Origin of the sequence: Shewanella hanedai, assembly GCF_007197645.1 — a bacterium.
Lineage (GTDB): Bacteria > Pseudomonadota > Gammaproteobacteria > Enterobacterales > Shewanellaceae > Shewanella > Shewanella hanedai.
Genome location: NZ_VKGK01000002.1, coordinates 26,621 through 47,346 on the forward strand (window position 1 = coordinate 26,621; position 20,726 = coordinate 47,346).

At 42.0% G+C, this 20,726-nt stretch carries 21 protein-coding genes and 4 tRNA genes; 5 read left to right on the forward strand and 20 right to left on the reverse strand.

Annotated elements, in window-relative coordinates:
• Positions 1 to 116: 116 nt before the first annotated feature.
• Positions 117 to 689: an anthranilate synthase component II gene (locus tag FN961_RS01965; protein ID WP_143562875.1), complete on the reverse strand. Its 573-nt coding sequence runs from the start codon at positions 687 to 689 to the stop codon at positions 117 to 119.
• A 132-nt stretch (positions 690 to 821) separates the two neighbouring features.
• Between FN961_RS01965 and FN961_RS01970 the strand changes: the two genes are divergently transcribed.
• Complete coding sequence (locus FN961_RS01970; RefSeq protein ID WP_143562876.1) at positions 822 to 1,925, forward strand: GGDEF domain-containing protein; 1,104 nt, start codon at positions 822 to 824, stop codon at positions 1,923 to 1,925.
• A 43-nt stretch (positions 1,926 to 1,968) separates the two neighbouring features.
• Here the strand turns inward: FN961_RS01970 and FN961_RS01975 are convergent, their stop codons facing one another.
• The 13 genes from FN961_RS01975 to tsaE all read right to left on the reverse strand — a co-directional run bounded on the left by FN961_RS01975 (position 1,969) and on the right by tsaE (position 14,372).
• Entirely contained in the window at positions 1,969 to 2,418 is a 450-nt protein-coding gene (locus tag FN961_RS01975; protein WP_143562877.1) for a ClpXP protease specificity-enhancing factor, read from the reverse strand.
• Positions 2,419 to 3,048 (reverse strand): stringent starvation protein SspA, encoded by a 630-nt coding sequence (sspA, locus tag FN961_RS01980; RefSeq protein WP_143562878.1) that lies wholly within the window; start codon positions 3,046 to 3,048, stop codon positions 2,419 to 2,421.
• A 108-nt stretch (positions 3,049 to 3,156) separates the two neighbouring features.
• On the reverse strand, positions 3,157 to 3,858 hold the full coding sequence (locus tag FN961_RS01985) for a cytochrome c1 (protein ID WP_143562879.1): 702 nt from the start codon (positions 3,856 to 3,858) through the stop codon (positions 3,157 to 3,159).
• Positions 3,858 to 5,072 carry a cytochrome b gene (locus FN961_RS01990; RefSeq protein WP_143562880.1) on the reverse strand — a complete coding sequence of 405 codons (1,215 nt, stop codon included), beginning with the start codon at positions 5,070 to 5,072 and terminating at the stop codon, positions 3,858 to 3,860. Before FN961_RS01990 ends, FN961_RS01985 begins: the two co-directional genes overlap by 1 nt.
• Entirely contained in the window at positions 5,072 to 5,662 is a 591-nt protein-coding gene (petA, locus tag FN961_RS01995; protein ID WP_143562881.1) for a ubiquinol-cytochrome c reductase iron-sulfur subunit, read from the reverse strand. The genes FN961_RS01990 and petA overlap by 1 nt, the downstream gene beginning before the upstream one ends.
• A 323-nt stretch (positions 5,663 to 5,985) precedes the next feature.
• Positions 5,986 to 6,864, reverse strand: coding sequence for a protease modulator HflC (hflC, locus tag FN961_RS02000; protein WP_143562882.1), 879 nt, complete (start codon positions 6,862 to 6,864; stop codon positions 5,986 to 5,988).
• A 3-nt stretch (positions 6,865 to 6,867) separates the two neighbouring features.
• Entirely contained in the window at positions 6,868 to 8,007 is a 1,140-nt protein-coding gene (gene hflK / locus FN961_RS02005) for an FtsH protease activity modulator HflK (protein WP_143562883.1), read from the reverse strand.
• A gap of 43 nt (positions 8,008 to 8,050) precedes the next feature.
• On the reverse strand, positions 8,051 to 9,349 hold the full coding sequence (gene hflX / locus FN961_RS02010; RefSeq protein WP_143562884.1) for a ribosome rescue GTPase HflX: 1,299 nt from the start codon (positions 9,347 to 9,349) through the stop codon (positions 8,051 to 8,053).
• Positions 9,350 to 9,371: 22 nt separating this feature from the next.
• On the reverse strand, positions 9,372 to 9,656 hold the full coding sequence (gene hfq / locus FN961_RS02015) for an RNA chaperone Hfq (protein WP_143562885.1): 285 nt from the start codon (positions 9,654 to 9,656) through the stop codon (positions 9,372 to 9,374).
• A 92-nt stretch (positions 9,657 to 9,748) separates the two neighbouring features.
• The gene (gene miaA / locus FN961_RS02020; RefSeq protein WP_143563130.1) at positions 9,749 to 10,639 is read right to left on the reverse strand and encodes a tRNA (adenosine(37)-N6)-dimethylallyltransferase MiaA; all 891 of its coding nucleotides are present in this window, start codon (positions 10,637 to 10,639) and stop codon (positions 9,749 to 9,751) included.
• Positions 10,640 to 10,706: 67 nt separating this feature from the next.
• The gene (gene mutL, locus FN961_RS02025) at positions 10,707 to 12,533 is read right to left on the reverse strand and encodes a DNA mismatch repair endonuclease MutL (protein WP_143562886.1); all 1,827 of its coding nucleotides are present in this window, start codon (positions 12,531 to 12,533) and stop codon (positions 10,707 to 10,709) included.
• A gap of 58 nt (positions 12,534 to 12,591) precedes the next feature.
• Complete coding sequence (locus FN961_RS02030) at positions 12,592 to 13,911, reverse strand: N-acetylmuramoyl-L-alanine amidase (RefSeq protein ID WP_143562887.1); 1,320 nt, start codon at positions 13,909 to 13,911, stop codon at positions 12,592 to 12,594.
• A gap of 2 nt (positions 13,912 to 13,913) precedes the next feature.
• Positions 13,914 to 14,372, reverse strand: coding sequence for a tRNA (adenosine(37)-N6)-threonylcarbamoyltransferase complex ATPase subunit type 1 TsaE (tsaE, locus tag FN961_RS02035; RefSeq protein ID WP_143562888.1), 459 nt, complete (start codon positions 14,370 to 14,372; stop codon positions 13,914 to 13,916).
• Positions 14,373 to 14,871: 499 nt separating this feature from the next.
• Between tsaE and FN961_RS25725 the strand changes: the two genes are divergently transcribed.
• Positions 14,872 to 15,033, forward strand: a complete 162-nt coding sequence (locus FN961_RS25725) for a hypothetical protein (protein WP_185972692.1) — start codon at positions 14,872 to 14,874, stop codon at positions 15,031 to 15,033.
• Positions 15,034 to 15,143: 110 nt separating this feature from the next.
• Here the strand turns inward: FN961_RS25725 and FN961_RS02040 are convergent, their stop codons facing one another.
• The 6 genes from FN961_RS02040 to orn form a co-directional block, all read right to left on the reverse strand.
• The gene (locus FN961_RS02040; protein ID WP_143562889.1) at positions 15,144 to 15,599 is read right to left on the reverse strand and encodes a hypothetical protein; all 456 of its coding nucleotides are present in this window, start codon (positions 15,597 to 15,599) and stop codon (positions 15,144 to 15,146) included.
• A gap of 743 nt (positions 15,600 to 16,342) precedes the next feature.
• Positions 16,343 to 16,418: transfer RNA gene (locus tag FN961_RS02045), tRNA-Gly, on the reverse strand.
• Between the two features lie 131 nt (positions 16,419 to 16,549).
• Positions 16,550 to 16,625 (reverse strand) — tRNA-Gly (locus FN961_RS02050).
• A gap of 128 nt (positions 16,626 to 16,753) precedes the next feature.
• Positions 16,754 to 16,829 (reverse strand) — tRNA-Gly (locus FN961_RS02055).
• 127 nt (positions 16,830 to 16,956) lie between these two features.
• A tRNA-Gly gene (locus tag FN961_RS02060) sits at positions 16,957 to 17,032 on the reverse strand.
• Between the two features lie 144 nt (positions 17,033 to 17,176).
• Positions 17,177 to 17,722: an oligoribonuclease gene (gene orn, locus FN961_RS02065; protein ID WP_143562890.1), complete on the reverse strand. Its 546-nt coding sequence runs from the start codon at positions 17,720 to 17,722 to the stop codon at positions 17,177 to 17,179.
• A 110-nt stretch (positions 17,723 to 17,832) separates the two neighbouring features.
• Between orn and rsgA the strand changes: the two genes are divergently transcribed.
• Genes rsgA through FN961_RS02080 form a run of 3 tightly spaced genes read left to right on the forward strand, consistent with a single transcriptional unit; the run spans position 17,833 to position 20,666 of the window.
• Positions 17,833 to 18,891, forward strand: coding sequence for a small ribosomal subunit biogenesis GTPase RsgA (rsgA, locus tag FN961_RS02070; protein ID WP_143562891.1), 1,059 nt, complete (start codon positions 17,833 to 17,835; stop codon positions 18,889 to 18,891).
• Positions 18,892 to 18,924: 33 nt separating this feature from the next.
• On the forward strand, positions 18,925 to 19,788 hold the full coding sequence (gene asd / locus FN961_RS02075) for an archaetidylserine decarboxylase (RefSeq protein WP_143562892.1): 864 nt from the start codon (positions 18,925 to 18,927) through the stop codon (positions 19,786 to 19,788).
• Entirely contained in the window at positions 19,788 to 20,666 is an 879-nt protein-coding gene (locus tag FN961_RS02080) for a DMT family transporter (protein WP_143562893.1), read from the forward strand. The genes asd and FN961_RS02080 overlap by 1 nt, the downstream gene beginning before the upstream one ends.
• Positions 20,667 to 20,726 lie beyond the last annotated feature (60 nt).

Consider the following 20,726-nt stretch of genomic DNA (forward strand, 5'->3'; position numbering starts at 1 on the left):
TATTTTGCGATATTTATATCACAAAACAGCCTCATTTTAGTGAGGAAAATAAGGAAATCTTGTAACAAGCTAAGAAAAGTGAAGCTCTAAAAGGGTAAAGATAAAAAAGAACGGTATTAACTTAAGTTGAGAAAATTCTGTAATAACTCATGCCCTTGCTCAGTAAGCACAGACTCAGGATGAAACTGCACCCCATAAATCGGTAAACGAATATGGCTCATGGCCATGATCTCACGCCCATGAACCTCGTCATCAAACCACGCATCAAGCGTAAAGTCATCGGGCAATGATTCGACTAACAAAGAGTGATAACGCGTCACCGTCAGAGGGTTATTCAACTCACTAAAAAGCCGCTCTCCCAGATGAGTAATACAGCTGGTTTTACCATGCATGACCCGCTTAGCACGTATCACTTGAGCACCAAAAACTTGTGCAATCGCTTGGTGTCCTAAACACACGCCGAGGATTGGTAGCTTTCCTGCAAAATATTCAATGGTGGCTAATGATATTCCCGCTTCATTTGGGCTACGAGGCCCAGGGGAAATAACAATGTGAGTCGGGGCTAACATTTCTATCTCGGCGATGGTGATCTCATCATTTCGCTTAACCACAACCTCTTGACCAAGCTGCTGGAAATATTGCACTAAGTTAAATGTGAAAGAGTCATAGTTATCGATCATCAAAAGCATAAATCGGTCCGAAATGTAAAACGCTGATAGTAGGGTAATTGGCGGCAGATGCTAACACAGAGTCCCATATGGATCACCACACATGGCATAAAAACAACTATGCTTAATCTTAGATAAACAAGAGCGATAATAATGCCGAGCCTATCGTCCCTTTTTCTTAAGCTATTAACCTTAGGCTGCCAACATTGCAGCAGTAAAACCTTAGAGCGCAAGGTCATACAAGTGAACCTTGGCGTGATGGTAAGTGCTGCCACAATTCTTATTTTTGATGTACTTTTTTACCTGACGGGAAACTGGACTGTATTTTACTCAGGGTTGATACAAACTCCCTTCTTACTTTTATTGCCTTTAGTATGGTGGCTTAATCATTCAGGGAGATTTTTCTTAGCCAGATGGGCCATTTTTATCATTGTAATGTCAGATACTGCCGTCACTCTTTTTTTAGCCCAAGGCACCATATTTCTGATCCACTACTACTTTTTACTATTTGCCATTATACCCGCAGCATTCTTCGAGATAGCGCAGTGGCGCTCCTCCGCATTACTCTTTATTGCCAACCTTAGCCTCTACTGCTTTTTCCAGATCAATGGCTGGCCATCACTGCCTGAAATATATGAACTACAAGCACAGCAGCTCAACCTGTTGAGAGTCATTATGGTGGGTTCAAGCGTATTTACGATTATCTTACTGTTGCTAATAAGTGAGCGTTACTCAGAATTAAATGAGATCTACCTTGAGAGACTGGCTAACACTGATCCTTTGACCTCTCTCAATAATCGTCGCCATTTCATTGATAACTTTCAACAGATACTGTTAAAGCAGCTAGATCAACAGCAACTAGCCTTAGCGATCATTGATATTGACCACTTTAAACGCATAAATGATACAGGTGGGCATGATGCGGGCGATGAGGCTCTCAAGCACGTAAGCCACCTTTTAAAGGAACATATAGGCGACAGTGGATTACTCGCTAGAGTCGGAGGAGAAGAGTTTGCCATGGTGTACATAGACACTGAATCCGCCACCCCCATAAACAGAGCCAACACTCTTTTACTCAAACTAGAAAACTCACCTTTTTATTATGCCGACCAAAAATACAAAATCACCGCATCTATTGGTCTGTGCATCTTCACTGGACAACACAACTTAGACCACGTTATTAAGGAAGCGGATGATGCCTTATATTCGGCGAAGAGCAGAGGAAGAAACAGGCAAGAGACTAGAAATATTGCATAAAAAAAGCCAGTCATGTGACTGGCTTATTTCTATTAGCTAAAAGTTACTTAACTAACGTGAGATGACCTCGACGCTTTGGATCTGGTGTTTCAGGGCCATCATCAGTCTCTTCATCTTTTGCTGCATCAACAACAGATAAACCTGGCTCAAGCTCCTCACCTTCAAGTTGATATGCATCTTCTAAATCAAAAACGGTGCCGGCACCATTTTCTCTGGCATAGATAGCAACTATCGCAGCCATAGGAAGAACAACTTGTTGAGGTACACCACCAAAACGTGCATTGAACTCAATATACTCATGTCCTATCTGTAGGTTAGCTACAGCAGAAGAGGTAATGTTAAGTACAATTTGACCATCTTTCACATATTGTTGTGGAACCTGAGTACCAGGAACATAAGCATCAACAACCACATGTGGAGTCAGCTCGTTATCCATTAACCAGTCATAATATGCTTGCAGCAAGTATGGACGATTCGGGGTCATAGGCATCATTTAATCACCCATGCGCATTTCGCGCTCGGCCTCAGTTAATGACGCTTTAAATGATTCACGATCAAACAGACGTGTCATATACGCTTTAACTTCTTTAGCTGTGCGAGTATCGAGTTCGATGCCAAGTACAGGTAAACGCCATAGTAATGGGCCTAAGTAGCAATCTGCTAAACCAAAATCTTCCGCCATAAAATATGGCATCTCATTAAATATCGGTGCGATAGACGTTAAGCCTTCTTGCAACTCTTTACGAGCAGCATCAGCACGGTCACCACTGCGGATACGGTCCACTAATGAATACCAATCCTTTTGGATACGGTGCATCATCAAACGTGTACGTCCACGAGATACAGGATAGACAGGCATTAGAGGTGGGTGAGGGAAGCGCTCATCCAAGTACTCCATGATAATACGTGAGTTATAAAGCACTAATTCACGATCAACCAAAGTCGGCACTGTGTTGTAAGGGTTCAATTCGATTAAATCTTCAGGCATATCATTTGGTTCAACCTGAAGTACATCAACTGTAACTCCTTTTTCAGCTAAGACGATACGAACTTGATGACTATATAGATCGTCAGCACCTGAATACAGGGTCATGATTGAGCGTTTATTGGCAGCAACAGCCATTGATACCCTCCGAGATTTAATGAAAAAAGCAAAAAAACAAAAAGCAAAACGAGGGGCAAAGCCCCTCGTTTACAGTATGCGAATGATGCATTCTAACCTTTCTAAGGGTTAGTGTACATCTTTCCAGTACTCTTTCTTTAGCAAGTAAGCTATCACGAAGAAGATAAACAAGAAGCCCATCACCCACCAACCTAAGCTTTCACGCTCAAGTTTAACTGGGTCACCCGAATAAACGAGAAATCCAGTAATGTCGCGAACAACTTGATCATATTCTTCAGCCGTTAACTTTCCGCCAGTAGCGACTAAGCTACCATCTTCTTGCTTAACAGGAAGGCCTTGCAGTTCTTGCAATACATGCGGCATGCCTACAGCTGGGAACACGGTATTATTGACACCGAAAGGACGATTCTCATCATGATAGAATCCCTTCAAATATGAATAAATCCAATCTTCTCCACGCACACGAGCCACTAAAGTAAGATCCGGTGGCGAAGCACCAAACCATTTAGCTGCATCGGCAGTTGGAATCGCATTTTCCATCAAACTACCAGGCTTGACGCTGTCATCGAACATATACTTAGCACGCATATCATCGAGAGGAATGCCTAAGTCATTCGCAACACGATCATAACGTTGATACTGAGTGCTGTGACAACCTGCACAATAGAGTTGGAAGTTATCCAATCCACGTTGCAGTGACTCTTTATCATGCAGATCAATGTTCGCGCTTTCTAGCGTGACATGTGAACCACCGGCTGCAAAAGCAAGTGTAGGAATTAAGGTAACTAATGCAATAATCAATTTTTTCATTAGTGAGTCAACCTCTCTGGAACAGGCTTAGTCTTCTCGTTCTTACTGTATATCCAAAGGAATACGAAGAAACCGAAGTAAGTCAGAGTAAAGACACGAGCTGCGATGGTTAATGCAGGTGTAGCCGCAACAGCACCTAAATAACCAAGAACCACGAAAGACACTGCAAACTGAGCGATGTTCAGCTTATGAGTCAGACTACGGTAACGAACAGACTTAACCTTACAACGGTCTAACCAAGGCAATACAAACAGCACTGCTATCGCAAGTCCCATACCGATAACACCTAATAATTTATCAGGGATCGCACGCAAGATTGCATAGAAAGGTGTGAAATACCAAACTGGGGCAATATGCTCAGGAGTCTTCATTGGATTAGCTGCTTCGAAGTTTGGCTTTTCAAGGAAATAACCGCCACCTTCAGGCATAAAGAACAACACATAACAGAAGACTATCAGGAAGCCAGCGACGCCCATAATATCTTTAACAGTGTAGTAAGGGTGGAATGGGATACCATCGATAGGCCAGCCATTCTCATCTTTGTTCTTCTTAATCTCAATACCGTCAGGGTTGTTTGATCCCACTTCATGCAATGCAATTAAGTGTAAGAAAACTAAAACAACCAGCACTAAAGGTAATGCAATAACGTGCAGTGCAAAGAAGCGGTTCAGCGTTGCTCCAGAGACGACAAAGTCACCACGAATCCACAATGTTAGGTCATCACCAATAACGGGAATGGCTCCAAACAAGGAGATAATTACCTGCGCTCCCCAGTAGGACATTTGGCCCCACGGTAGCAAGTAGCCCATAAAGGCTTCAGCCATTAGCACCAAGAATATCAACATGCCGAAAAGCCATAGTAACTCTCTAGGCTTCTGGTATGAACCGTAAATTAGACCACGGAACATGTGCAGATAGATGACCACAAAAAACGCCGAGGCGCCTGTTGAGTGCATATAACGTAATAACCAACCATACTCGACATCACGCATGATGTATTCGATTGAAGCAAACGCACCTTCAGCCGTTGGGACGTAATTCATGGTCAGCCAGATCCCTGTTAGTAACTGGTTTACCAGAACTAACATGGCTAGCGAGCCAAAAAAGTACCAAAAATTAAAGTTAGTAGGTGTTGCATATTGACCAACATGACGGTTGTAGGTAGCCGTCATAGGTATACGAGCATCAATCCAATCAACTATATTCTTAACCATTACGCAGCCCCTTGGTCAACACCGATCAAGACATTTCTGTCATCGATGTATTGATGAGGTGGAACAACTAAGTTCAACGGAGCTGGCACACCTTGGAATACTCGACCAGCCATATCAAACTTAGAACCATGACATGGACAGAAAAAACCAGAAGGTACACCTTCAACCTGCTCACCAAAAGTATCTGGTAAATAGGTAGGAGAACAACCTAAGTGAGTACAAAGCCCCACTGCGATAAAGAACTCAGGATTGATTGAACGTCCGGCATTCTGGGCATAAACAGGTTGCTGTTCTTCCACTGATGCAGGATCGCGAAGTTGATCATCTAATGTCGCTAGATTCTCAAGGATCTCTTCAGTACGGCGTACAACCCATACAGGCTTTCCACGCCACTCAACACGGATCAATTGACCCGGCTCTACTTTACTTATGTTTACTTCAACCGGTGCGCCTGCAGCTTTCGCTTTGGCACTCGGATTCCATGACTTTATAAAAGGTACCGCTACAGCTACGGCACCCACACCACCTACTACGGCGGTTGCTGCGGTCAGAAATCTGCGACGTCCGGTATCGACTGGCGCATTGCTCATCCACTTATCTCCAGAGAGTGTTGGAATTTTTGTTTTAAATTTTCGGAATTTGGTGTTTACCCCAAAACTAAAAAAAAGAACTTGAGGTGGTACTCATTATAGCCAAAAATCAGAAGCAGATCATAGTAAAACAGAGAACAAAGTTAACTATGTTAGCAAAATAGCTATCTTAGCTTAAAAAACACACGTTATAAGTGAGGTTTTAAAGATATTTCAACAAAAAGAAAGGATAAAAATAAATAGTATTCATCGCTAAATTAGGGAGTTAGATATGATAAGCAAAAAAAAGCTCGGCCTAAGCCGAGCTTTTAATTAAAAGGACTTTATTTACCTTGGGAGCTGTTCATGTATTTAAAGAACTCACTATCAGGCTCTAAAATCATGACATTTGAACCATCAGCAAAACTCGCCTTATAAGCTTCTAAGCTACGGAGAAAGCTGTAAAATTCTGCATCCTTGGAATAGGCATCAGCGTAAATCTTAGCTGATTGCGCATCACCTTCACCTTTTACTTCTAATGCTTTACGTTCAGCATCTGCAATTTGAATAGTAACTGATGCATCTGTTTTAGCACGAATAATTTCAGATTGTTCCATACCTTGCGCTCTGTGCTCTTTCGCTACAGCGGTACGTTCTGCACGCATACGCTGGTAGATACTTGAACTTACGTTTGCAGGTAAGTTAATCTGTTTTACTCTGACATCAACCACTTCAATACCCAAATCTGCGGCACTTTCAGCAGCATTAACTAAGGCATCTTGTTGCAGTTCATCACGGCTACCCGAAACAATCTCTTTAATCGTGCGACGACCAAACTCGGTACGAAGATCGTTATTGATCTTACGTTGAAGCAGTGATTCGGCAGTTGCTTTAATACCGCCACCAGTAGAAAGATAGTATTTCTCATAGTCAAATATTCTCCACTTCACGTAAGAATCAACCATAAGGTCTTTCTTTTCTGAAGTAACGAATCTGTCAGCCGCGCCATCCATAGTTTGGATACGTGAATCAAGAAACTTAATCTTATCTATCATAGGCAGTTTAATGTGAAGACCTGGCTCATAGATACGAGTGACGCCTTCATCTTTTAAAATCTTACCAAAGCGTGAAACAATGGCTTTCTCGCCTTCATTAACGATCAAAATGGAGGACAAAAGTACAGCGACAAGTACTGCTGCAATAATTGCGACTAATCTTCCCATTTTTTAGTTCCTCCCTTGACGTTCGCCACGTGATGGACGTGAGTCAGTTGGCATACTGTTTTTACTCACCGTATTACTTGACGAATTAAGCGAAGAATTTGAGCTTACCTTACGAGGCTTACTGTCAGACTGGCTGTTCTGCATCAACTTATCTAAAGGTAAGTACATCATGTTGTTGCTACTCTTAGAGTCAACCAACACTTTGCTTGTCCCTTTCATAACTTCTTGCATAGAGTCCAGGTACAGACGCTCACGAGTCACTTCTGGTGCAGCTTTATACTGAGGCAGTAACAGCTCGAAACGAGCAATTTTACCTTTAGCCTCTAGGATTTCACGTTCTTTATAAGCGTTAGCTTGCTGCTCCATGCGTTGAACTTGACCACGAGCCTTTGGCTCGATAGCTCTTGCATAAGCTTCAGCTTCACGAATAAAGCGCTGTTCATCTTCCTGAGCTGAGATAGCATCATCAAAAGCGTCTTTAACTTCTTCCGGCGGACGTGCGGGCAAGAAGTTAACATCTTCAATCTGAATACCTAGCTTGTATGGCTCGATAATACGCTCAACTTCAGCCCAAGTATCACGACGGATTTGATCACGACCAGTTGTCAGGATGTCATCCATTTTATTGTGACCAACAACATAGCGCAGAGCACTGTCCGTTGCTTCACGTAAACTGGCGTTGGCATCAACAGCGCTAAACAGGAAGTTATAAGCATCGACAACACGGTATTGCACATCGAGTTCGACTAAAACCACATTCTCATCAGCAGTAAGCATGCTTCCTGAGGCAGGGATTGAACGAACAGTGTTTACGTTGACTGGGAAGACTTCATCAATGAAAGTTGCCTTCCATTGTAAACCAGGCTCAACTTCACCGACATACTTACCAAATCTGAGTTCAACACCTTTTTCCGCTTCTTTCACAGTATAGAAACCTGATAGCCCCCATACAGCAACAGCGATACCCAAAACAATAACTAAGCTGAACGAGCTGAAGCTCGGGCCTGAACCATTGCCTTTTCCGCCGCCAAAGCGTTTAGAGATATTGCGAAAAACTTCATCTAGGTCCGGTGGTCCCTTATCGTTTCCACTTTTATTTCCCCAAGGGTCTTTACCCTTGTTACCGGGCTCATTCCAAGCCATTTAGCACTCCACAGGTGTATGAAATAAATGAGATCACTAAAAACTACTCTGCTGTCGAATATTCAACAACAAACGCCTCTAACTCTCCTTCGCTCTGCTTCACAAGTCGACGCCAATCGGCCTCTAACAAGCGCACAGACAAGATACAGTTCCCCAGATCGTCATATTCTTTCTGCTGTATCACATCAAGTCGGTATAACTGACCAAGATAATGTCCAGCAGTTGCTGGAATTTCTAAGTCTAATGTTAAAGTCGTCTTTCCAACAATGCTGTTGATAGCTTCCTTTAATAATTCTAGACCTTGTTGTTTTTGAGCTGAAACCCACACTCTAATGGGGACGCCTTCATCATCATAATCGATTTTAGGGCAAACCTCATCCAACAAGTCAATCTTATTGCAAACAATAAGTTGTGGAACGTCTTCGGCACCGATCTCCTTGAGTACAAGTTGAACTTGCTCGAAGTTGTCCGCCATATTGTCATCATGACAATCAACAATATGGAGTAGTAGTTCAGCTTGACGTGTTTCTTGCAATGTAGCCTTAAACGCCGCCACTAAGTCATGTGGCAAATGACGAATAAAACCTACTGTATCAGCCAGAATAATATTACCATCTTCCAGATCTAACTTTCTTAAAGTCGGATCTAAAGTAGCAAAAAGCTGATCTGCTGCATACACATCTGACGCTGTAAGAGAGTTGAATAGAGTCGATTTACCTGCGTTGGTATAACCAACTAATGAAACCGTCGCTAAATCACTACGATTTCTGGCCCTTCGACTCTGTTCACGTTGTTTATCTACTTTTGCTAAACGCTTATTGATGGTGCTAATCCTACCTCGGAGTAGACGTCTATCGGTTTCGAGCTGAGTCTCCCCAGGTCCTCGCATACCAATACCACCTTTCTGGCGTTCCAGATGAGTCCAGCCACGTATAAGGCGAGTCGACATATGGCGTAACTGCGCTAGCTCTACCTGTAACTTTCCTTCGTACGTACGTGCTCTCTGTGCAAAAATATCTAAAATGAGCGTGGTACGGTCTAACACTCGACATTGGCAAACCAGCTCAAGGTTTCTCTCTTGAGCTGGGCTCAGTGCATGATTAAAAATCACCACATTCGCTTCTGTCGCAGCAACCATAGCAGCTAATTCGTCAGCCTTACCCGAGCCTACAAAAAACTTTCGGTCCGGCGAACGACGGCTTCCTGTTATCACTCCAATACACTGGGCACCAGCCGACTCAACTAAAAGTTGAAGCTCGACCAAATCTTCCCTACGTTCCTCATCGGAGAACTCAATATGGACAAGAACCGCGTTTTCTCCCGCCTCATAACGATCAAACAAAAAGCAAACTCCTTATCAATGATTACTCGCTAGTGTCATCAGTCTGACCATTAAAACCACCAGCTGGTGTTGGTGCAGGTGTAGCATGATGCGCACTCACGTTAAAAGGGCGTGCTGGAACAACAGTAGAAATAGCATGCTTGTATACCATTTGACTGACCGTGTTTTTCAGCAAAATAACAAATTGATCAAATGACTCAACCTGTCCTTGTAGTTTGATGCCATTAACAAGATAAATAGAAACAGGAACGCGTTCACGGCGCAGTGCGTTCAAAAACGGGTCTTGTAAAGATTGCCCCTTAGCCATTTTGTAATTTCCTTTTTATTAAAAATAAGTAGTAAAACTAATACAACATAACTTTTATTTAGTTTTAGTATTATATAGCAAGGACTAACTTGCTAGCGACAATGTCGCAATACAGTGGTCAGATTTGAGTCTACTCCACTTTCTAGCCAATTTAGCTCAGGCCACCCTCTCAACCATGTTAATTGACGTTTAGCTAATTGCCTAGTAGCAACTATCGCTTTTTCAACCATATTATCATAGTCATACTCGCCATCTAGGTATTGCCAACATTGTCTGTAGCCAACACACCTCATCGAAGGCAGGTCTATATGCAGCTCATTTCGTTCCCTGAGCGACTGCACTTCCTCAACGAATCCTTGATTTAACATCAATTTGAATCTTTCTTCTATAGAAAGATGTAACACTTTTCGATCTTTTGGCGAAATAGCAAATTGAACAACGTCGTAAGGCAGAGGTTCTGCCTTAATTTTCGTGAGTTCAGTGAGCGATTTGCCACTAATTCTGTACACTTCGATAGCCCTAGATAATCGTTGCGGATCATTAGGGTGAATACGTTCAGCTGAAACAGGATCTATCCGCTTAAGTTCATCATGCAGATACTGCCACCCATGCTCCTCTGATTCAATTTTTATCTGCACTCTAATCGAATCATCTGCCGCTGGAAGCGGTGATAAGCCTTCTAATAATGCCTTAAAATACATCATCGTCCCACCGACAAGTAGTGGGGTTTTTCCTTTAGCTAGAATATCTTCTATCGCCAACAAGGCATCACATCTAAAATCCGCAGCTGAATAGCTCTCTAACGGATCCCGAATATTAATGAGCCTATGGGGAGCCTTACTCAACTCTTCAGCTGTGGGCTTTGCACTTCCGATATCCATCCCTCGATAGATAAGAGCAGAATCTACCGAGATAATCTCACAATTATGCTGCTCGACCAGCTCTATAGCTAGCGCTGTTTTACCCGAAGCAGTTGGACCCATTAATGTTAAGATCTGGGGTAAAACACGATCACTTGTGTGTGTAGACGCACTATCTTCAGTCACTCGGTTACTCTTCTAGCCAAGACAACCAAGGTAAAACCTTAGCCTTCTGTGTTAATTCATGCTGGATATCTTTGTCCAACATACTCAATGCCTGCCAGGTTTCTACCACTGACTCAAATCTTGCCTTGTCTTGAGCGACTAGCCAAGAGGCTAAAGCCTCATCACTGGGTTCTTCGAACCTAAGCCACTGCAATAGTTCAGGGATCACTGTAACTAACTGACTCTGTCTTAAATATGGGGGCACTTTTTTTATAATCAACTGCCCTAGGCGGATTGTTATTTCAATTCCTAACTTTCTGAGTAGCAGCTCTCTTTCATCAATAGTCTTCAGCCAATCCTCATCGAACTTAATTGAAACAGGCATAAGCAAAGGCTGACTGATTAACCCAACGGCTATTTTGTCCAAAATGTCCCTTTTAACAAGCCAATTTGCAATTGTCTCTATTGATAATAAAGATAACTCATCCCCTGTAACGCGCACCCAATATTTACCCGCTAAGACTGGAGGCATTTGACTCACTAAATCATTATCGGCCGCACTAGGCGTTCTCTGAAGCTCTGGGGTCTTTAATAATCGAGTATAGGTTGCAATTTCACTCGCCGAAGGCAGCTCTGCTTGAGCACGAGATGAAGCATCGCTACCTCTTAAATAGGAAGGCTGCGAACTTGATTGACCAAATGAAGTATTCGGCGCACCTCTTTGCTCCCCGCCAGAATGAGCCAAATAACTTGACGGAGTCACTTCAGCGACACGACTCTCTGACAAAGGTTTACTCTGGTAGCTATCTTGAACTGATTCCTTCAATTTTTTCTCAGGAAACTGCAGTGAAGTTTGAGTCACTTGAATCAATGCCGATTGCAACGCTTGCAAAATATAGTCATGAACATAGCGGCTTTGATGAAACCTAACTTCATGCTTTGCTGGGTGGACATTAACATCCACTTGATTGGGCTCAATCTCTAACATCAACACATAAGAGGTTTGCTCACCCGTTCCGTATTCAGAAAAAGCCTGCCTTACAGCGTGACTCACTAAACGATCGCGGATCAATCTGCCATTTACATAGAAAAACTGAGTATCACTGTTTGGAGAATCAAAATATGGTGATTGAATAAAACCACTTAACTTCAACCCTTCATGTTGTGAATTAATCTCGAGTGCTTGTTCAGCAAAGGCTTTGCCACTGACTTGAGCTAAACGCATTAAGTACTGGTCTTGATTATTAGCAGGACGATAATTACGAACCTGCTTACCATTGTGCTTTAACGTAAAGTGGATCTCTGGTTTTACCAAAGCAATACGCTTAAGCCACTCATCAATATGAGTAAACTCAGTTTTATCACTTTTGAGGAATCGTCTTCGCGCAGGGGTATTAAAGAAAAGATCAACGGCTTCGATACTTGTACCTACTGGATGAGCCGCCGGTATAATCTTTACCGCCATATCAGAGCCTTCTGTGTAGGCTTGCCAGGCTTCAGTTTGTTCAGCAGTGCGTGAGGTTAAGGTCAATCGAGAAACTGAGCTAATACTTGCGAGCGCTTCACCTCGAAACCCAAAACTCAAAATAGCATCAAGATCGTCTAAAGAGCTCAACTTTGAGGTGGCGTGTCTAGATAGCGCTAAAGCTAATTCAGACTTGATGATCCCAGAACCATTGTCCTGGATCTTTATCAGCTTGCTGCCCCCTTTATCGATCTCGATATCAACTCGGGTTGCGCCAGCATCTAAGCTGTTCTCTACCAACTCTTTAATCACTGAGGCTGGTCGTTCGACAACCTCACCAGCAGCGATTTGGTTTGCCAATTGTGGCGATAGGATCTGTATAGTCATATCTTTTATCTTAAATAGTTAAGCTCAGCGGCAAATATGCCCCTAAGCCTATAACAAACTATGCTCTAGGAATAACCAATTTTTGACCAATTCGCAGGGTATTTGTCTTCAAACCATTGGCCTGCTTGATACTAATGATCGAAACTTGGTACTTATGGGCTATCACAGATAAAGATTCCCCTTTACGCACATTATGCTTAATTGATCCTTTACTCGCCATCAAAGAGTTGACTGGCGGATTGGACTCAAAGTATTTAAGCACACCTTTGTGTACCGCATTTGCGATATTATTCTGATGATCTCGCTGCGTTAGTAGTCTTTCCTCTTTATGGTTGGAAATAAAGCCTGTTTCAACCAAAATCGAGGGGATATCAGGGGATTTCAATACGGCAAAACTAGCCGACTCAGGCTTGTACTTGTGTAACTTAGTCACTTTGCCCAAGTTTGACAGCACATCATCAGCAATATTGTGGCTAATGGCCATCGATCTGTCCATGGACATGTCAAGCAATGTCATGGCTAAATACTGTTCATTATCAGTATTTTGAATTATTTCGCCGGCGCCGCCTAATAGTTCTGAGTGTTTTTCTCTATGCTCAAGCCAGCGACCAATCTCACTGTTTGCTCGCCTCATCGATAACACCCACACTGAAGCTCCTCTAGGTTGAGGTGATGTAAATGCGTCAGCATGTATTGAAATTAATAGATCGGCTTTACTGTTGCGAGCAATGTCAGATCGTTTATTCAGATTGACAAAATAATCGCCTGAACGAGTCATCACAGCCTTCATTCCGGGCGTCGCATTAATCTTAGCTTCAACTTTCTTTGCGATCTGCAGCACCACTTGCTTCTCGTAGATACCCGACGGTCCTATTGAACCAGGATCATCACCTCCATGGCCTGCATCTATCGCCACGATAATATCTCTAAGCTTAACTTTAGGCTTACTGTTACTTACCGCAGGTTTCGAGCCACTGGCATCAAGATCGACCACTAGTCTGTTGCCATAAGGAGCTGTCGGAGACAAAGAGAATAAATTTGATTTAACCGGTTTTGTCAAATCAATAACCAGTCTTAAGGTCCCTTTAGAGGGTGGCTTACTTATCCGAACTCTTTTTACTAATTTACTGTTATTAGCCAACTTACTAAGGTTGAAAGAGGTTGAAGTACCTTTAAGATCAACAACCAAACGGTAGGGGTTGGATAATGTAAAATGCGTAAAATTAGGCGCATGACTTAGATCAAAAACAACTCGAGTCGATTCCGGCGCAGCCCAAACCCGCACTCCATTGAGCTTATTAGCACTGTGAACAAAAAAAGATGAACAGAGAGTGAGTGACAATAAGAGAAACTGTAAAATCGACGCTATTTTTATCATTATTATTTGAATTTACTCAGTAACAATTGACCTTTTTCTGAACCCGATACGATCTCAACTTCACGACCTTCACCCACATATTTTATGTGACAACTGATATCGGCATCAGGTATTGCTCCATGACCACGATCTGGCCACTCTACGATACAAATACTATTTTCAGTGAAATAATCTCTGATCCCCATATATTCGAGCTCTTCAGGATCACTTAATCGATAAAGATCAAAATGAAATAAATCAACACCAGCCAGTTCGTAAGGCTCAACCAAGGCATAAGTCGGGCTCTTAACCGCTCCCTCGTGGCCAAATGCTTGAATTAACCCACGGCTCAAGGTCGTTTTCCCCGCTCCAAGCTCTCCGGAAAGATTTAAAATCAACGGTGGTGTAATAATTGCCGCTAAACGTCGCCCTAATTCGACGGTATCTAGCTCATTAGCCAAGTAGACATTAACTGATGCCATGGTATCTTTCATTAAACCCAAAGTTATTTCGAACCTGCTACTTTATACCAATTAGCTTACTAGCTAAACAGCTTTCATTCAATTGAAGTAAAACTTTACTTAAATTCTAAAGATTATTAACTAAGTATTTAATATCTGTCATTAAGTCACCCGATACAGCCGTTTCATCCTCCCCCATAGCAGTAAAATCTGTCGAACTTTATCTCGTTTATGACCCCATCAATCGTTCAAAAAACAGGGTGAATTTACATAGTCTACAAGCTGAAATATCTAACAACCTCTTTCCAAATAAAGATAATAACAAGACGAAATAACTCACTTTTCAGCTTAGTAAAGGCGGGGTTGGTTCCATATCCATCAAGATCGTTAATAGTAAGGCGAGCATTAGGAGTCAATCTAAGTAGGATAATTGTGTGTTAAATTCGTAAAGGGAAAGAAGTGTCACTACACTGAGAGGAGGCGATAAATGAACTAGCACTTATCACTATGGAGCAAAAGGATGAAGCTCATTACCTTGGCCATTTTAGCACTATCTTTACTGCTGATTAGCCAACCATTACACTCAAAAATTTTAATACAGGCATTACTGATTATCTGCATTATTTTGGTTGCTTTTGGCATATATAAAGCCGTTATTCAGCTCGACAAAGATAAGGATTGAATAGTAGAAAGAACCGTTAAATGCCATTCTGAATGATATTACTCATGCAAAGAAGGTCCCCTAAGGCACCCCGTCGCTTCATAATTTACATTGGATCTAACCTAGAGCAGTTAAAGATCATCCATTCTAATAGAGCTGTGTACCAATCGCTGTTGTTGAATTTTTTCAACACGCACCAAATCGTTTAGCGCACCAGCAATCTCATTTGACGAAGAGTGCTCTGCAGTTTTTTGCAGTAGATCAATTAAACGATTATCAAGATCAAGATGGGTTTCTAAAATATCCTCCACAGACATATTTGCAGTCAGGGTAATATCGTTACATCTTCTTATAAAATCTTCAAAAGTAATGCCTTTATACCAAGTGTCCAATACTTTCTTTGGCGCCTCATCTATATAGTTTTCCAACTGTTCTGCCACACTATTTTGATGCTGTCTAAAATACACCAGCATCATTTTCACACGAGAAGAGTCTGCGTCGGTTAATAATCTGCCATACAAATTGGCCATCTCATGTCGGCAAGTCGCAACATAACTGAGTAGTTCGCTGAGCTGTTGAAATCGCATTGCTGTTATCTCCCTAAGCTTCGTCAAGTAAACTGACTTAATGAAATATCATTATGCAGTTAAAGAACTTGTGAATATTTGAACAGGTTCAAACTTTATGACCTTTCAAGGCTCAAACATTAACGCTTGTTAATGAACTTAGGAGTTCATCACGCTAAATACTCATAAAGTGATCTGAGTACCTTTCACGTCTTTGATGAGGCATTGAAATAGATAATTTGCATGTCAGAGAGTTCCCCACCCCAGAGTCAACACTTAAATATTCAGTATCAACTTATGCGCGATATGGAATTGCCAAATATTTCACAAAATTCAAATGTGCTTGGAGATTTTCAGAAGCTTGGAGCTTATGATTACTAGGAGTTTGAAATCGAGAGGAAGATTGGAGCGACCTTTCTTTCATAAAGAGTGGTTCGAACCGCCTTATGTTTCGAGATACGGCTATACCTTGGCAAAAAAAGGTATCAACATTTTCTACTAACACAACTGAGCTAATGTTGCGTAATCTTAAAATAATAGTGGAACTTAGGAATAATTTTGAGTTTGAAACAGAGAGGAAGATTGGAGCGACCTTTCTTTTCATAAAGAGTGGTTCGAACCGCCTTATGTTTCGAGATACGGCTATACCTTGGCAAAAAGAAGGTATCAACATCTTCTACTAACACAACTGAGCTAATGTTGCGTAATCTTAAAATAATAGTGGAACTTAGGAATAATTTGGAGTTTGAAACAGAGAGGAAGATTGGAGCGACATATCGGGTTCGAACCGATGACCTATACCTTGGCAAGGTATCGCTCTACCAACTGAGCTAATGTCGCGTAATCTTTTAAACTTGAGCGACCATTCTTTTGTAAAGAGTGGGTTCAGACCGATGACCTCTACCTTGGAAAAAAAGGTATCAACTCTTTCGAGTAAATCAACTGAGCGAATTTCGCTTTTAAACTAAATGTGGAGCGACATATCGGGTTCGAACCGATGACCTATACCTTGGCAAGGTATCGCTCTACCAACTGAGCTAATGTCGCTTAAATCTTTTCGAACAACCTTAGCTGTAATCATCAACAAAGGTATCGTCTTTCACCTTCATCAACTGAGCTAATATTGCTTAAAACTTTTTAATTCAAAGAATTGGGTCATTCTTCAAATTGTAATTTGGAGCGACATATCGGGTTCGAACCGATGACCTATACCTTGGCAAGGTATCGCTCTACCAACTGAGCTAATGTCGCTTAAATCTTTTCGAACAACGTTAGCTGTCATCATCAACAAGGTATCGTCTTTCACCTTCATCAACTGAGCTAATGTCGCTTAAAACTTTTTAATTTAAAGAATTTGGTAAGTCTTTAAATTGTAATTTGGAGCGACATATCGGGTTCGAACCGATGACCTATACCTTGGCAAGGTATCGCTCTACCAACTGAGCTAATGTCGCAATTTGTTTATTAGAGAGGTTAACGCTATCGCCAATTATTCTCTGATATCGACTCTTATCTGCTACAGCAGTAGAGTTGAGGCCGCATTATATGAGAATTTCATATTGCTGCAACCCCTTCTTGAAAATAAATTGACTGATTGGTCAAATTTTAAATACTTTTGCTCGATAATACTGCAATTCAGCGATAGATTCCTGAATATCGATCAATGCTTTGTGGGTTCCTAGCTTGGTAAAGCCATTCATCACCTCTGGTTCCCAGCGACGAACGAGCTCTTTTACGGTACTGACATCTATATTTCGATAATGAAAGAAATCTTCCAGCTCCGACATATATAGAGTCATAAAACGACGATCTTGGCCTACACTGTTGCCACACATTGGAGAATCTCCTTTAGTGACATACTGAGAAAGAAACTTAATGGTCATTGCAACAGCTTGCTCTTCGGTAAATTGACTCGAGCGAACTCGCTCCACCAAACCGGACTCACCATGGTGCTTTTGGTTCCAATCATCCATCTTCGCGAGTTGCTCATCAGATTGATGTATAGCAATGACTGGCCCTTCAGCGACGATGTTGAGCTCTTTGTCTGTCACTATTGTTGCAATCTCAATGATTCTATCGACTACAGGATCTAGCCCTGTCATCTCCAAATCGACCCAAATGAGATTGTTTGCATCTGCAGCCATAAATCTGCCTTTTTCCCTGTTTGCCTAAATTCAGGCTTTTTTGTTTAAGACCGTGTATCATACTGCTTTTTTAAGCGACACAAAATAACCTATTTAACGATGACAAAACTGTGAGTAAAAAGAAACCCCTAAGTCAAGGTCAGCGACGCCGTATGCGAGCCAATCAAGAAAAACGACTGCAACGGCGAGATTCGGGGAACAGTACCCCTGAGTTACAGGATAGTTCACTTGGGCCAGAACAGCTCGGAACTGTTATATCTCGTTTTGGACAACACGCCGATATTGAAACAGAATCAGGCCAAGTTGTGCGCTGTAATATGCGTAGAAACATTCAAAGTTTAGTCACTGGCGATAAAGTTATCGCTAGATTTGCTCAAGATGTAGAAACTGGGATCGCGGGTGTTGTAGAAGCTGTTCACCCCCGTCACTCCTCACTTTCTCGCCCTGATATGTATGACGGCATTAAGATCATTGCTGCCAATATTGACCAGATATTGATAGTATCCTCGGTTGTGCCTAGCTTTACAACCCAGATAATAGATCGCTACCTCGTCGCTGCAGAAGACACCCAAATTAATCCCGTAATTATTTTGAATAAAATAGATCTAATTTCGTCTGATGAACGAGATTCTATTGAAGCAGCGCTCCAACGGTATCGTGACATCGGTTATCAAGTACTGAAGGTGAGCAGTAAAACTGGCGAAGGTGTTGATCAAATAAAGGCATTACTCGATAAGAAAGTGAGTGTATTTGTCGGTCAATCTGGAGTAGGAAAATCATCACTAATAAACTCTATGATGCCCGACGCAGAACTCCTTATTGGTGATATTTCTGAAAACTCAGGCCTAGGACAACACACGACAACCACAGCGAAACTACTCCACTTTGCAAGTGGTGGAGATCTTATTGACTCCCCAGGTGTTCGTGAGTTTGCGTTATGGCACCTTCCTGCCGAAAGAGTCGGTTGGTGCTTCATTGAATTTAGAGACTATCTTGGTACGTGTAAATTCAGAGATTGCAAACATAAAAACGATCCGGGCTGCGCCATCACTCAAGCCTTTAATGAAGGTCTTATCGCCGAAGACAGGTATAACAACTACCACAAAATTATCGGCAGCTTAGATGAACAACGCCATGCTCGACACTTTAGAGCAGACACTGACGATTAATCAGATAGCGACAAAAATGAAGGGAACTAATAAGTGGATAAAGTAAAAATTGCGCTGCAATACATGATGCCTAAGCATTTAATCTCTCGCCTTGTCGGTAAGTTAGCGGCTGCGGAAATGGGAAGCGTAACGACTGCTGCAATAAAATGGTTTATTAAACAGTACAAAATTGACATGGGTGAGGCTGCTCAGAGCTCACCTGAAGCATATCGTACCTTTAATGACTTTTTTACACGCGCTCTGAAGTCAGGCATACGCCCTATTTCTGAAGATAAAGATTACATTGTCCACCCTGTGGATGGCGCAGTAAGCCAGTGCGGTCCAATAAATCACGGCCAAATATTTCAAGCAAAAGGTCATGAGTATTCATCACTTGCCCTTTTAGGCGACCAAGCCGACGATGCTAAACGATTTGAAGAGGGTGATTTTGCCACCATCTATCTAGCCCCAAAGGACTATCATAGAATTCACATGCCGATTAAAGGCACGTTATCAAAGATGACCTATGTGCCTGGAGATCTGTTTTCAGTCAACCCATTAACAGCTGAAAATGTACCAGGGTTATTCGCCAGAAATGAGCGCGTTGTCGCTATCTTTGAAACTGAGATAGGGCCTATTGCTATGGTACTTGTCGGCGCCACGATTGTTGCCAGCATAGAAACCATTTGGGCTGGTACCGTCACACCGCCAACAGGTAAAAAAGTATTTACTTGGGAGTACCCAACTGAAGGGCCGGATGCGCTCACTTTAGAAAAAGGGGCTGAAATGGGTAGATTCAAACTTGGCAGCACTGTGGTCATGCTTTTCGCTAAAGACGCATTAGATGAATTTGCAGATGGCGTGATGCCAAAATCAGTTACACGTATGGGCCAACCATTCGCAAAAATTGAAGATTAATGTCTCCAGCTGAAAGCAATAGGCAGTCAGGTTTATTAGAGTTACACATTGCAGTGCTGCTATTTGGTGGCACTGCACTCTTTTCAAAACTCATTCCCCTTAATGCATTAGACATCACAATTTTGCGCTGTGCTGTTGCAGCCCTTGTTTTAGCTTTAATCGTAAAAGTCAGTAAAAACAGATTACGTCTCAACTCGTCAAAAGATTATTTTATCGCTATTGGGTTAGGCATTGTCGTCAGCTTGCACTGGGTAACCTATTTTGCATCGATGCTATTGTCTTCCGTTGCGATCGGTATGATTGCCTTTTTTACCTATCCGGTAATGACCGTTTTAATAGAACCTTTTTTTACAGGCAACAGAATAAACAGAGCCGATATTGTCAGTGGTTTAATTGTTCTGCTTGGAGTCATGCTCCTCATTCCAGAGGCAAGTCTAGGCAATGATGTTACTTTAGGGATCGCATTAGGCATTCTATCAGCCGTATTTTTTACTGCTAGAAACTTACTGCATAAAAAATACTTCTCTGCTTATTCCGGTCCTAAAGCCATGTTCTATCAAACTGGGGTCGCGGTGTTTTTTCTTGCCCCATGGAACACGATAGAGGTAAGCCAAATAGAGATGAATGTATGGTGGATGGTTCTCCTACTCGGTGTTGTATTTACTGCAGCTCCCCATGCTCTATTTACCGCAGCACTGCGCCACTTAAGTGCTAAGACAGTCAGTTTAGTCTCTTGCCTCCAACCTTTTTATGGCGCAATGTTAGCGTTAATATTCCTTGGGGAAGACTTAGATATAAAGACATCAATAGGGGGTATCATGGTTGTTGCTACTGCGATATTCGAGACTCAACAGAGTCGTAAAAAACAGAAGCTATAACATTAAGGCTTTTCCAATTTTGCTAGCCCCTCCCCTCTATGTATAAAGATTAAATTTATT